Source organism: Collinsella aerofaciens (assembly GCF_039752985.1).
Classification (GTDB): domain Bacteria; phylum Actinomycetota; class Coriobacteriia; order Coriobacteriales; family Coriobacteriaceae; genus Collinsella; species Collinsella aerofaciens_BT.
The window spans coordinates 1-12,964 of sequence record NZ_JBDMHA010000062.1; the positions used below are offsets into that span (position 1 = coordinate 1).

The following is a 12,964-nucleotide window of genomic DNA, read 5'->3' on the forward strand; positions in this document are numbered from 1 at the left end:
GGCATCGGTCCGTGCTATCAGGACAAGATGGCCCGCATTGGCCTGCGCATGCAGGACATGCTGGACGAGGCGCTGTTCCGCGACAAGCTGGAGACCGCTCTCGCCCGCGTGAACCCCGAGCTCGAGCTCATCTACAACCTGCCCACCTACACCGTGGACCAGATTTGCGACGAGTACCTGCCGATGGCCGAGCGCCTGCGTCCCTACATCACCGAGACGAGCCTGCTGCTCAACAACATGATCGATGAGGGCAAGAACCTGCTGTTTGAGGGCGCCCAGGCGACGCTGCTCGACATCGACCATGGCACCTATCCGTACGTGACGTCTTCCAACTGCACCGCCGGCGGCGCCATTACCGGTTCCGGCGTCGGCATGAAGAACGTCGACCGCGTGCTGGGCGTCATGAAGGCCTATATCACCCGCGTCGGTTCGGGCCCCATGCCCACCGAGCTTTCCTATGAGTCCGAGGCCGGTCACACGCTGACCGAGGAGGGCTATGAGTACGGCGTGACCACCGGTCGCCGTCGTCGCTGCGGCTGGTTCGACGGCCCCATTGCCAACTACGCCTCGCGCGTCAACGGCCTCACCGATATCGCCATGACCAAGCTCGACGTGCTTTCGGCCTTCGACACCATCAAGGTGTGCGTGGCCTACGACGTCGATGGCGAGCGCTATACCAGCGTGCCCGAGCATCAGGTTCGCTTTGAGCACGCCAAGCCCATCTACGAGGAGCTTCCTGGCTGGAAGTGCGATATCACCGGCTGCCGCAGCTTTGAGGAGCTGCCGCAAGAGGCTCAGGACTACGTGGCGTTTATCGAGGATCTGGCACACACCCGCGTGACGTTCATTGGCGTTGGCGCTGGTCGAGAGCAGATCATCAACCGATTCTGGAAGTAATCGGGACTATTTGGTTATTGCGATATACCCCTTTGCAGCCCGGACGGGCGGCCGAGGGGTATATTTGCTTGCAAAGGGCTCGCGCGGAGCGGGCCGTTAATCCATAGAGGAGGCACCCTTGAAGGCGGACACTCAAACCATCGACATCCTGTTGTTGGGCAGCGGCGGCCGTGAGCATGCTTTGGCAGCTAAGCTCGCAGCATCACCGCGCGCCGGCAAGCTCTACATCGCGCCGGGTAACGGCGGCACCGCGAGCTGCGGCGAGAACGTTGTTCTCGACGACTGCGATCCTGCGGCCGTGGCGGCGTTTGCTCAGAGCCACGGATGCGGACTCGTGGTAATTGGCCCCGAGGCTCCGCTCGTGGCGGGCGTGGCCGACGCCGTGCGCGCGGCGGGTATTCCCTGCTTTGGCCCGGGTGCCGAGGGTGCCCGTATGGAGGGCTCCAAGCTATTCTCCAAGCAGCTCATGGAGCGTGCCGGCATTCCGACGGCCGCCTACGGCTCGTTCACCGACGAGGCTTCGGCTCTCGCCTACGTGCGCGAGCAGGGCGCACCGCTGGTCGTGAAGGCTGACGGCCTGGCCGCAGGCAAGGGCGTCATCGTGGCGACCGAGCTCGAGCAGGCCGAGGAGGCCGTGCGCGAGTGCTTTGGCGGCACCTTCGGCGATGCCGGCAACACCGTGGTCATCGAGGAGATGCTGACCGGCCCCGAGTGCTCGCTGCTGGCCTTTACCGACGGCAAGACCGTGCGCCCCATGGCCACCTCGCAGGACCACAAGCGCGCGCTCGAGGGCGACCTTGGTCCCAACACCGGCGGCATGGGCGTCTACAGCCCGGTGCCCATCGTGACTGACGAGGAGCACGCCACCATGGTGGCGGTCATGGAGCAGACCGTGGCCGAGCTCGCTGCCGAGGGCATCGACTACCGCGGCTGCCTGTACGGCGGCTTTATGCTCACACCCGCCGGCCCCAAGGTGCTGGAGTTCAACGCCCGCTTTGGCGACCCCGAGACGCAGGTCGTGCTTCCGCGCCTTAAGAACGACCTGGTCGAGGTCATGCTGGCTTGTGCCAACTGCGAGCTCGATCAGATTGAGCTCGACTGGCGTGACGAGTGGGCCGTGGCCGTTGTCCTGACGAGCGCGGGCTACCCCGGCAGCTACGAGAAGGGCAAGGTCATCACCGGTATCGCCGATGCCGAGGCCATGGAGAACGTGACCGTGTACCACGCGGGCACTGCCGTGGTGGACGGCCAGCTCGTGACCAATGGCGGCCGCGTGCTTGCCGTGACCGCTCTGGGCGACACGTTCGAGAACGCTCGCAACCTTGCCTACGAGGCCTGCGAGAAGATTGATTTTGAGGGCAAGGCCCTGCGTCACGACATCGGCCTGCGCGCGCTGCGCGGCCGCGACGCCTGGGATGCCTAAAGTCCGAGAGGAATGAGACGGATGGACGAGAAGAACGAAGAGCTCGTGGACGCGCAGATCGTCGAAGAGGACAGCCGCATGTATGGGCACGCCGAGGGCGAGCCTGGTGGCGAGGTCTCTGACGAGCCGGCGCTGGTGCTGGGCGATGACGACCCGCACGATGCCGAGCTGCACGAGAAGATTCTTTCGGAGGAATGCGCCTGGAAGGGCAAGATCCTCGACGTCCACCGTCTTGAGGTTGAGCTGCCCAACGGTCACCGCAGCGCCCGCGATATCGTTCGCCATCCGGGTGCGGCGGCCGTTGTGGCACTGACCGAGAGCGGCAAGATCGTACTGGTACGTCAGTACCGCACCGCCATCGACCGCGTGACGGTCGAGATTCCCGCCGGCAAGCTCGATCCAGGCGAGGACCCGCTCGATTGCGCCAAACGCGAACTGCACGAGGAGACGGGCTTTAGGGCCGGTCGTATTCGCTTTTTGACGTCGATTGTCACGTCCTGCGGTTTTTGCGATGAGATCATCCACATCTACTTGGCTACCAAGCTCGAGTTTGATGCGCCCAACCCCGATGATGACGAGTTTGTCAACGTGGACCTGGTGCCGCTGCACGAGCTGATCGATGCCGTGCTCGACGGCAAGATCGAAGACGCCAAGACCGTCGTAGGCGCCTTGGCCTGCGATAGCATCGCGCACCGCCTTGGGGGCACGGAGCTTTAACGAGTGGGGATAGCCCTGGGACAAGTACTACTGATTGCTTTGTCCCAGGGCCTTACGTTGCTGATATTTCTTTGAGGATCACATGCTGAAGAGGTTTCTTTCGTATTACGAGCCCCAGATGGGGCTTTTTGTTGCTGATACTGTTTGTGCTCTGGTGCTTGCTGCCATTGACCTGGCGTTCCCCATTATCCTGCGCAATTTGACCGGTGGGCTGTTTACCCAGGGCCAGGCTGCCATTATGCAGGCGCTCGGTATGATCGCGGTGGGGCTGGTGCTGATGTATGCCGTTCGCTGCGCCTGCCGCTACTTTGTGAGCTACTGGGGCCACGTGATGGGTGCGCGCATGGAGTCCAAGATGCGCGAGGACCTGTTTGACCAGTACGAGCGCTTTAGCTTTGCGTACTTCGACCGCAACAGTTCGGGCGACATGATGAGCCGCGTGGTCAACGACCTGTTCGATATCTGCGAGGCGGCGCATCACGTACCCGAGTGGATCATCATCTGCGGCATCGAGATTATCGGCTCGTTTGTGATCCTCTTTACCATCGCCCCGGTGCTGGCGCTTGCCATGGCCGTGGTGACGGCGGCGTTTGCGGTCATCATGTTTTGGCAAAACATGCGTATGCGCGAGGTCTTTAGCGACAACCGCAAAAAGATCAGCGGCATCAATGCGCAGCTGCAGGATTCTCTGGCGGGCATGCGCGTGGTCAAGAGCTTTGCCAACGAGGAGACCGAGCGTGCCAAGTTCCGCGCCTCCAACAATCGCTACCTTTTGTCCAAGGAGAACATGTATCACGCCATGGGCGTCTATACCGCGACGTATGGCCTGCTCTCTGGTGTGCTCTATGTGATCGTGGTGCTGCTGGGCGGCTGGCTGGTCGCCCAGGGACAGCTGCAGGCGGTCGATATGGCGACCTTTGCACTCTATATTTCGCTGTTCTGCACGCCGCTCGAGACACTCGTCAATTCGGCCGAAACGTATCAGAAGGCTATCGCCGGCTTTAAACGTATGGACGAGGTGCTCTCGACGGCGCCGGATATCCAGGACAAGCCGGGCGCTACGGATCTGCAGGTGACTGCCGGCGCCGTGGAGTATCACGACGTGTGCTTTAACTACGAGGATGTTGAGCTGGGCGAGGGCTATGCCGACGAGCGTCCCGTTATCGACCATATGGACCTGTCCATCAAGCCCGGGCAGACCATCGCTTTGGTTGGCCCTTCGGGCGGCGGCAAGTCCACGACCTGTTCGCTGCTGCCGCGCTTTTATGACGTGGCTACCGGATCCATTAGCATCGACGGTCAGGACGTGCGCGATGTGACGCAGCAGAGCCTGCGCCGCGCCATCGGCCTGGTGCAGCAGGATGTCTATCTGTTTGACGGCACGATTGGCGAGAACATCGCCTACGGCAAGCCGGGCGCTACGGCAGAAGAGATCGCCGAGGCCGCCCGTCGCGCCAACATCGATGCCTTTATCGAGTCGCTTCCGCAGGGCTACGACACCGTGGTGGGCGAGCGCGGCAGCCGTCTTTCGGGCGGACAGAAGCAGCGCGTTGCCATCGCGCGCGTGTTTCTCAAGAACCCCAAGATCCTGATTTTGGACGAGGCGACGAGTGCTTTGGATAACGAGAGCGAGGAGGCGGTGCAGGAGTCACTCGAAGAGCTGGCACGCGGCCGCACCACGATTATCATCGCCCACCGTCTTTCGACCATTAAGCATGCCGATGAGATTGCGACCGTTGAGCATGGTCGCGTTGTGGAGCGTGGCACGCACGAGGAGCTTCTCGCCCGTGGCGGCACCTATGCCCGTTACTATCGAATGCAGTTCGAAGGTGCGCGTGCGCACGAGCTCGACTGATTGATATGACAGGAAGTTTATGGCTGACAAGAACCCTTTGACTCCGGAAGAAGTGACGGAGTTATTCTCCGAAATCGATGCATCCGGTGTCTTGGATCCCACGCTTGCCAAAAAGCGAACCGAGCGCATGCGTGAGAAGGAGGCTGCGGCCAAGCGCGGTGACAAAGCTGCGCTAGCGCAGCTGCGCAGCGAGGACCGCGCGAGCCAGGCAAAACATATCGACCCGCTGTCCGAGGACGATCCTTCGGGCTCGCAGGTGAGCCATACCATTACAAAGACCGCGATGGCCGTGGTCATCGGTATTTTGGTGCTGATCGTGGGCATGCAGATCGGCTACGGCGTGATGCGTCGTCTGAACACCGCGAACCTCTCCGAGAGCGTTTCGGTCGATACCGTTTCGACCGCGCTGAAGGGCGGCCTTGAGTGGGGCAACGGCTTTACGCAGTTCCCACTCGACTTTACCGTCGATGAAGCCGATGAGCGTACGGGCACGGTCGAGGTGACGGTGTTGGACACATCGTCTGCCAACGAGCTCGAGCTGCTGTCCAACGGGCAGATTCAGGCCGCGGCGCTTGCGACCAACGCGTTGCTCAACGATAAGATCGACCGCGTGGTGTATAACGTTCACGCCTATATCGACGAGGATAGCAACATTCAGCACGATTCCTTCTTTGGCATGTTCCCCGCGCGCGGCCACCAGAGCGCCATTTTGACGTTCGTGTGGACCAAGAGCTCATCCAACGCCACGAGTATCGACTGGAAGATGCGCATCGTGAGTATGGATGACACCATCGCCGAGCGCATTCAGAAGCAGGTGAACTCGGTGTCGTCGTTGATTGAGGACCCGGTGGTGAGCCAGACCAAGATTGACGAGGAAAAGGCCGAGCGCGATCTGGAGCATCGTCTGCATGGCCGCGAGATTTTCCGCGGCGGCAAGCCCGATCGCACACCGTCCAAACTGCTGGAGCAGGATAAGAAAAAGTAAGACGTCATCATCCCGCGTGAGCCACAAGCCTCGCGGGATGATTTTTAATCCCCGTCCTAGAAAAATCATTATGCATAGAAAGTCATAATTATCATTTCGTAAACATTTCGATGAAATTAACGCCATGAGGCATGCTTACGGTTACAATACCGCGAGGCCTAACTACACACCTTTAAGCCGGTCCTGTGAGACCGGGAAGGAGAACTATGGCGAACAACCATACCGCGGGCGCTGCCGCCCGCACCTTCGCGCCCAGCGAGCTTTGCCAGCGTATGCTGGCCAAAACCAGCAAGGGCACCTGTGGTCCCTGCATCCTGTATCTTGAGGATGGGACCATTTTTTATGGACGTGCATGCGGCGCCGAGGGCACCGCGACCGGCGAAGTCTGCTTCAACACCTCGCTCGAGGGCTACTTTGAGGTCATGACCGACCCGAGTTATGCCGGCCAAATCGTAACCATGACCTATCCGCAGATCGGCAACTACGGTATCGACGAGACCGACGTCCAGTCGGCCTTCCCCGGCGACGCCGTGCGCCCTGCGAGCGCTCCGGCTATGCGCGGCATGATCGTTCGCGACATGTGCGCCACGCCTTCTAACTGGCGCTCGGCCGTCAGCGTGCCGGAGTACCTGCGTGCACACGGCATCGTCGCTATCGAGGGCGTCGACACCCGCGCCCTGGTGCGCCACCTGCGCGACAACGGCTCCAAGATGGGCATTATCTCGACCGAGATCTTCGATGTCGACGAGCTTGCCGAGCGTCTGGCCGCAGCGCCCGCGCTGGTAGGCGAGAACCTGGTCAAGACCGTAAGTTGCCCCGCGCCTCACGAGTTTGCCGCCGTCGACCTGCCTGCCACGCATGACTTTGCGCTTTCGACTGCCGCTCCTGCCCGTCACAAAGTGGTCGCCTACGACTGCGGTGTGAAGCGCGGCATTCTGGAGGGGCTGGTCCGCGCCGGCTGCGACCTTACCGTCGTGCCGTGGGATACGCCCGCGAGTGAGGTGCTCGACATGAATCCCGACGGCGTCTTTTTGTCCAATGGCCCCGGCGACCCCGACGCCGTGGTGGAGACCTACGAGCAGGTGCAGCAGCTGATCGGCAAGGTGCCGGTCTTTGGCATTTGCCTGGGCCATCAGATGATCAGCCTGGCCTGCGGCGCCCAGATGGAAAAGCTTAAATTCGGTCACCGCGGTGGCAACCAGCCGGTCATGAACCTGGTAAGCCGTCGCGTGGAGATTACCGCGCAAAACCATGGCTTTGGCCTGCTGTTCCCCAGCCTGGGCAAGCTTGTCCCCGAGCTTTCCGGCGGCGAGACCGAGCATGCGGCCGATGGAGATCTGCGCGTCTGGGTGCGCCGCGGAATCGCGCCGGTCGTGATGAACGAGCGCTTTGGTCGCATTCGCCTGACACATGTGAACCTCAACGACGGCACCGCCGAGGGCATCCAGCTGCTCGACGCACCGTGCTTCTCGGTCCAGTACCACCCCGAGGCCTCGCCTGGCCCCACCGATGCCCACTATCTCTTTACCGCCTTTACGCGACTCATGGACGGCGAGGAGAACTACCTGGACATCGACACCGCGAAGGACCGCCTTGCCGGCTGGAACTTTGCTGAGTCCGAGACCGCTGAGACCGAGGAGAACTAACATGCCTAAACGTACTGACATCAAGCGCATCCTCGTCATTGGCTCGGGCCCCATCGTTATCGGCCAGGCCTGCGAGTTTGACTACTCCGGCGCCCAGGCCTGCAAGGTGCTCAAGGAGGATGGCTTTGAGGTCATCCTGGTCAACTCCAACCCGGCGACCATCATGACCGACCCGGGTCTTGCCGACCGCACCTATGTCGAGCCCATCACCGCCGAATTTATCGAGCGCGTAATCAAGAAAGAGCGCCCGGACGCGCTGCTGCCCACGCTGGGCGGCCAGACCGGTCTGAACGCCGCCGTCGAGCTGGCAAAGGACGGTACGCTCGACAAGTACGGCGTCGAAATGATCGGCTGCGACCTGGCCGCTATCGAGCGCGGCGAGGACCGCAAGCTCTTTAACGAGGCCATGGCCGAGATTGGCCTGGAGGTCGCGCGCTCGGGCTATGCCTACAGCGTGGCCGACGCCGAGGCCATCGCCGAGCGCGTGGGTTATCCCTGCGTACTGCGCCCGAGCTTTACCCTCGGCGGCGCCGGCGGCGGCATCGCTCATACCCACGAGGAGCTCGTCTCCATCGTGAGCCAGGGCTTGGAGCTCTCGCCTGCCCACGAGGTGCTGGTCGAGGAGTCCATCGAGGGCTGGAAAGAGTATGAGATGGAGGTCATGCGTGATCACGCCGGCAACGGCATCATCGTGTGCTCCATCGAGAACCTCGACCCCATGGGCGTGCATACCGGCGACTCCATCACCGTGGCGCCGGCGCAGACGCTCTCCGACCTTGAGTATCAGCGCATGCGCGTGGCCTCGCTCGCCATTCTGGAGAAGATCGGCGTCGAGACCGGTGGCTCCAACGTGCAGTTTGCCGTGAACCCCAACACCGGCCGCCTGATCGTCATCGAGATGAACCCGCGCGTGAGCCGCTCGTCCGCCCTCGCTTCCAAGGCCACGGGTTTCCCCATCGCCAAGGCCGCCGCGCGCCTGGCTGTGGGCTACACGCTCGACGAGATCGTCAACGACATCACCAAGGCTACGCCCGCCTGCTTTGAGCCCACAATCGACTACTGTGTGGTCAAGGTGCCGCGCTTTGCCTTCGAGAAGTTCAAGGGTACCGACCCCACACTCACCACGCGCATGAAGGCCGTGGGCGAGATCATGGCGATCGGTCGCACCTTTGAGGAGGCCTTTGGCAAGGCTATGCGCTCGCTGGAGGATGGCCACCAGGGCATTTGCGCCGGTGGCAAGGAAGGTGCCGACAAACTGAGCGACGATGAGCTCGCTCAAGCCGTGGCAACGCCGACCGAGCACCGCATCTTCTTTGTGGTCGAGGCCCTGCGCCGTGGCTGGGACATCGCTCGCATCCATGCCATCTGCGGTATCGATCCGTGGTACCTCAACCGTATCAATGACATGGTGCAGGTCCAGGAGAGCATCCGCGGCCTGCGTGTGGAGGATATCGACGCCGACGCGATGCGCCTGCTCAAACAGTACGGCACGAGCGACGCCGAGATCGCCGCGCTGACCAGCTCGGACGAGCGCTTTGTTCGCGCTTACCGCAAGGGTCTGGGCGTGGTTCCCAGTATGAAGACGGTCGATACCTGCGCCGCCGAGTTTTCGAGCGCCACGGAATACCACTATAAGACCTACGAGAACATTTACCGCACGAGCCCGGATGCCAAGAAGTGCGTAGCTCCCGACGAGACCACGCCGGCGGACAAGCCCAAGGCGATGATTCTGGGCGCCGGCCCCAACCGTATCGGCCAGGGCATCGAGTTCGACTACTGCTGCGTGCATGCGAGCTACGCGCTGGCGGCCCGCGGCTTTGAGACCATCATGGTCAACTGCAATCCCGAGACCGTTTCGACCGACTACGACACGTCCGACCGCCTTTACTTTGAGCCGCTTACCTACGAGGACGTCATGGACGTTATCGATGTTGAGCGCCCCGACGGCGTCGTGGTGACGCTTGGCGGCCAGACCCCGCTTAAGCTGGCGCGCATGCTCGAGGAGAGTGGCGTCAACATCATGGGCACCAAGCCGGATGCCATCGACTTTGCCGAGGACCGCGAGCGCTTTGCCGCCCTGCTCGACAAGCTGGGCATCATGTACCCGCCGGCGGGTCAGGCCACCTCGTTTGAGGAGGCCGAGGCCGTTGCCGCACACATTGGCTACCCGCTGCTGGTACGTCCGAGCTACGTGCTGGGCGGCCGCGGCATGATGATCGCCTACGATGCCGAGCACCTGCGCGATTACATGGCCGAGGCCGCGCGCATTAGCCCCGACTACCCGGTGTATCTGGACCGCTTCCTGGAGGGTGCGATCGAGTCCGACGTCGACGCCCTGTGCGATGGCGAAGAGGTCTACATCGGCGGCATTCTGGAGCATATCGAGGAGGCCGGTATTCACTCCGGCGACTCCGCGACCTGCATTCCGCCGTTCAGCTTTAGCGAGAGCCTGCAGGCAAAGCTCCGCGAGACCACGCGCCGCATCGCGATGGCGCTGGGCGTACGCGGCCTGGTCAACGTGCAGTACGCCATCAAGGGCGAGACCGTCTACGTGATCGAGGCCAACCCGCGTGCCAGCCGCACCGTGCCGTTTATCTCCAAGGCCACCGGCGTGCCGCTGGCCAAGTGCGCGGCGCGTATCATGGCGGGCGATTCCATCGCCAGCCTGGGCCTGCCGAGCGACGAGCGTCAGCTCGATTGGTTCTGCATGAAGGAAGCCGTTATGCCCTGGGGTCGTTTCCCCGGCGCCGACGTTATCCTGGGGCCCGAGATGAAGTCGACGGGCGAGGTCATGGGTATCGCCAAGAGCTATCCCGAGGCATACGCCAAGACGCAGCTGGCGATCGACTACAAGCTGCCCGATCCCAGCAGCGGCAAGGTGTTCATCAGCGTGTGCGACCGCGACAAGCGCCATATCCTTTCGGTAGCCCGCATCCTGCGGTACCTGGGCTTTGACATCTGCTCCACCGAGGGCACGGCGCGCGTGCTGCGCGGCGGCAACGTGACGTGCGAAGTCGTGGAGAAGATCAGCGGCCCGCACGACGGCGAGCGTCCCAACATCGGCGACCTCATCGCCGATGGCAAGATTGCGGTAATCATCAACACACCGTACGGCCCGGGTTCGCGTGGCGATGGCTACCTGCTACGTACCGAGGCCGTACGCCGCGGTGTGACCTGCGTGACGGCGATGTCTGCGGCCAACACCTACGTGAGTGCCATCGAGGCGGTGCGCGAGGACCAGCAGGGTCACGGCAGCGCCAACGACATGGGCATGGACGTCATCGCCCTGCAGGACCTGCCGCAGCGCACGGTGTAGTTGACCTGGCCGGCCGGGGCGGGAGGGGCCGAGATTTCCCCCTTTCGCTCCGGCTGCAAGCAGAGTCGCTCAGGAGGAAACACGGCCCCTCCCGCCCCGGCCTACGGTGACTCAATTGCACCGTGTGCCGCCGAAGGGGCTTTGAGCGATGACTAGGGCTGAATAGAAAATGAGTGTGGGCCCCGCCGTTCGTTCGAACGGCAGGGCCCACGTTTTGTATGGGGCCTGTCAGTCTCGTCAACCTCCCATTTCAAATCAAATCAGCCAACGTACGTCATAGCAATCCCCGGTAGGTCGAGGGGTGCTTTGCGGGCGGGACAGGCTTTATCTGAACGACTTTGCAAAGCAACCGGAGTGAAGATAAAGCCTGGCCCGCCCGCAAAGCACCACGCAGACCGCAGGGACGGGAGCAGCTATACTACTCTCAGTAGTTAAGGGTCGCGGATCCGCCGCGTCGCCGTTCTCAACAGGAGGTCTTTGTTTATGGCAGATCAAAAGCCGGTTGTCGGGATCATCATGGGCTCCAAGTCCGATCTGGGCGTTATGGAAGGTTGCACCGCCGAGCTCGAGGCGCTCGGTGTGCCCTATGAGCTCGTCATTGCGAGCGCACACCGCACACCGGCGAAGGTCCACGAGTGGGCTTCGACTGCCGTCGATCGCGGTATCAAAGTGATTATCGCCGCCGCCGGCAAGGCCGCTCACCTGGGTGGTGTCGTGGCTGCCTTTACGCCGCTGCCGGTCATCGGCGTGCCTATGAAGACGAGTGACCTGGGCGGCATGGATTCGCTGCTGTCGATGGTGCAGATGCCTTCGGGCGTGCCCGTGGCCTGCGTTGCCATCAACGGCGCCAAGAACGCCGCCATCTACGCCACGCAGATTCTAGGCGCTTGCGACCCCGAGTACCGCAAGGTTATCGAGAAGATGAAGCAGGAGATGGCCGACGCCTAGGCGTTCCGCCGTTTCACCGCAGTATAAGGAGAGCCATGTCCGACTATCAGGGAAAACGATTCAAGGCTTCTCAGATTCCCGATCCGTCGAAGCCGGGTGCTGCCCATGCGGCACAGCAGGGTCGGACATCCTCTCCTCAGCAGCCGCGCGCGCCGCGCCCCGTGACGCCGGCGACGCATCGTCGACAGGACGCGCCAGCCGCATATCGACCTTCATCTTATAGCAACGCTAAGAAGCCGCCCCGGTCTTCACCGCATGCCGCGCCGTCGGATTACACCGAGCCGCCGCGCAAAAAGCGCCGCTCCATTATTCCCATTCTGCTCATCATCATCGGCATCGGCCTGATTGTCGCCGCCGCCGCTATCTTTATCAATGCTCAGATTGGCTATAAACAGGCAAGCGATTCGTACCAGAAAATCGAGAAGCAATATGTAAGCGATAAGGACGCCAGCGGCGTGCCGATTATCGACTTCGATGCACTTGCCCAGACAAATCCCGAGGTTGTGGGTTGGATTTACGCGCCGGGAACCAACATCAACTATCCCGTGGTGCAGACCAACAACAACTCCAAATACCTCAACACGCTGTTCGACGGTACGGCCAATGCATCCGGGGCCATTTTCCTGGATAGCAATGACACCGCGCCGGGCATGGTGGATCAGCAGACCACGATCTACGGCCACCACATGAATGACGGGTCGATGTTCAACGTGATTTCGGACACCACTGATCAGGCAACGTTCGATAGCATCGAGTTCGTGTATTACATCACACGGGATGCTACGTATAAACTGCGACCACTGGCGACCAAAGTTGTCGAGGACACGTATGCCAAGGCGCGCACGACCAATTTTGAGGGCGACGACGGGCTCAAGAACTACCTGTCCGAGATGCTCGACGGTGCCTCTGCCGTGGCGAGCGATGCCATCGATCGTGCCGCTTCGGCAACCAAGGTCGTAACGCTTGTGACCTGTCGTTCGTTATCGCTGAGCAACACACGTGCCGTCATGGTGCTCACGCCGGTCGAGGAATAGATTATGGGCTACTCAATGACGGTGAAAGGAGAAATGATGCTTGAGAACGGCAAATCGATGCCTTCGGTTGATGCTTGGCTGCGCGAAGCCAAGGCCGATGTTTCGGCGGCTGATTGTGGGATGTACCTGACACACAACGGCGT

The 12,964-nt window shown here is 61.8% G+C and carries 9 protein-coding genes; all 9 read left to right on the forward strand.

The annotated features are described in order from the left end of the window. Positions 1–897, forward strand: an 897-nt coding sequence (locus ABHR76_RS08165) for an adenylosuccinate synthetase (protein ID WP_346977301.1), incomplete at its 5' end; no start/stop codon positions are given. Between the two features lie 118 nt (positions 898–1,015). Next, positions 1,016–2,320: a phosphoribosylamine--glycine ligase gene (purD, locus tag ABHR76_RS08170; protein WP_346977303.1), complete on the forward strand. Its 1,305-nt coding sequence runs from the start codon at positions 1,016–1,018 to the stop codon at positions 2,318–2,320. 21 nt (positions 2,321–2,341) lie between these two features. Next, positions 2,342–3,037 (forward strand): NUDIX domain-containing protein, encoded by a 696-nt coding sequence (locus ABHR76_RS08175; RefSeq protein WP_346977305.1) that lies wholly within the window; start codon positions 2,342–2,344, stop codon positions 3,035–3,037. A gap of 82 nt (positions 3,038–3,119) precedes the next feature. Further along, positions 3,120–4,892, forward strand: coding sequence for an ABC transporter ATP-binding protein (locus ABHR76_RS08180; RefSeq protein WP_346977307.1), 1,773 nt, complete (start codon positions 3,120–3,122; stop codon positions 4,890–4,892). 19 nt (positions 4,893–4,911) lie between these two features. Then, the gene (locus ABHR76_RS08185; protein WP_346977309.1) at positions 4,912–5,877 is read left to right on the forward strand and encodes a hypothetical protein; all 966 of its coding nucleotides are present in this window, start codon (positions 4,912–4,914) and stop codon (positions 5,875–5,877) included. Positions 5,878–6,083: 206 nt separating this feature from the next. Then, a complete protein-coding gene (gene carA, locus ABHR76_RS08190) occupies positions 6,084–7,523 on the forward strand; it encodes a glutamine-hydrolyzing carbamoyl-phosphate synthase small subunit (RefSeq protein WP_138374286.1) in 1,440 nt (479 codons plus the stop codon). 1 nt (position 7,524) lies between these two features. Beyond that, positions 7,525–10,839 (forward strand): carbamoyl-phosphate synthase large subunit, encoded by a 3,315-nt coding sequence (gene carB, locus ABHR76_RS08195; protein WP_346977311.1) that lies wholly within the window; start codon positions 7,525–7,527, stop codon positions 10,837–10,839. A gap of 483 nt (positions 10,840–11,322) precedes the next feature. Next, entirely contained in the window at positions 11,323–11,787 is a 465-nt protein-coding gene (gene purE, locus ABHR76_RS08200; RefSeq protein ID WP_346977312.1) for a 5-(carboxyamino)imidazole ribonucleotide mutase, read from the forward strand. A gap of 35 nt (positions 11,788–11,822) precedes the next feature. Further along, entirely contained in the window at positions 11,823–12,821 is a 999-nt protein-coding gene (locus tag ABHR76_RS08205; protein ID WP_346977314.1) for a class B sortase, read from the forward strand. The last annotated feature ends 143 nt before the right edge of the window (positions 12,822–12,964 follow it).

Bases quoted from the DNA above. Each gene is read 5' to 3' on its own strand.
- purE (WP_346977312.1), top strand. From the start codon at position 11,323: ATGGCAGATCAAAAGCCGGTTGTCGGGATCATCATGGGCTCCAAGTCC.
- ABHR76_RS08205 (WP_346977314.1), top strand. From the start codon at position 11,823: ATGTCCGACTATCAGGGAAAACGATTCAAGGCTTCTCAGATTCCCGAT.
- carB (WP_346977311.1), top strand. From the start codon at position 7,525: ATGCCTAAACGTACTGACATCAAGCGCATCCTCGTCATTGGCTCGGGC.
- ABHR76_RS08180 (WP_346977307.1), top strand. From the start codon at position 3,120: ATGCTGAAGAGGTTTCTTTCGTATTACGAGCCCCAGATGGGGCTTTTT.
- ABHR76_RS08175 (WP_346977305.1), top strand. From the start codon at position 2,342: ATGGACGAGAAGAACGAAGAGCTCGTGGACGCGCAGATCGTCGAAGAG.
- carA (WP_138374286.1), top strand. From the start codon at position 6,084: ATGGCGAACAACCATACCGCGGGCGCTGCCGCCCGCACCTTCGCGCCC.
- ABHR76_RS08185 (WP_346977309.1), top strand. From the start codon at position 4,912: ATGGCTGACAAGAACCCTTTGACTCCGGAAGAAGTGACGGAGTTATTC.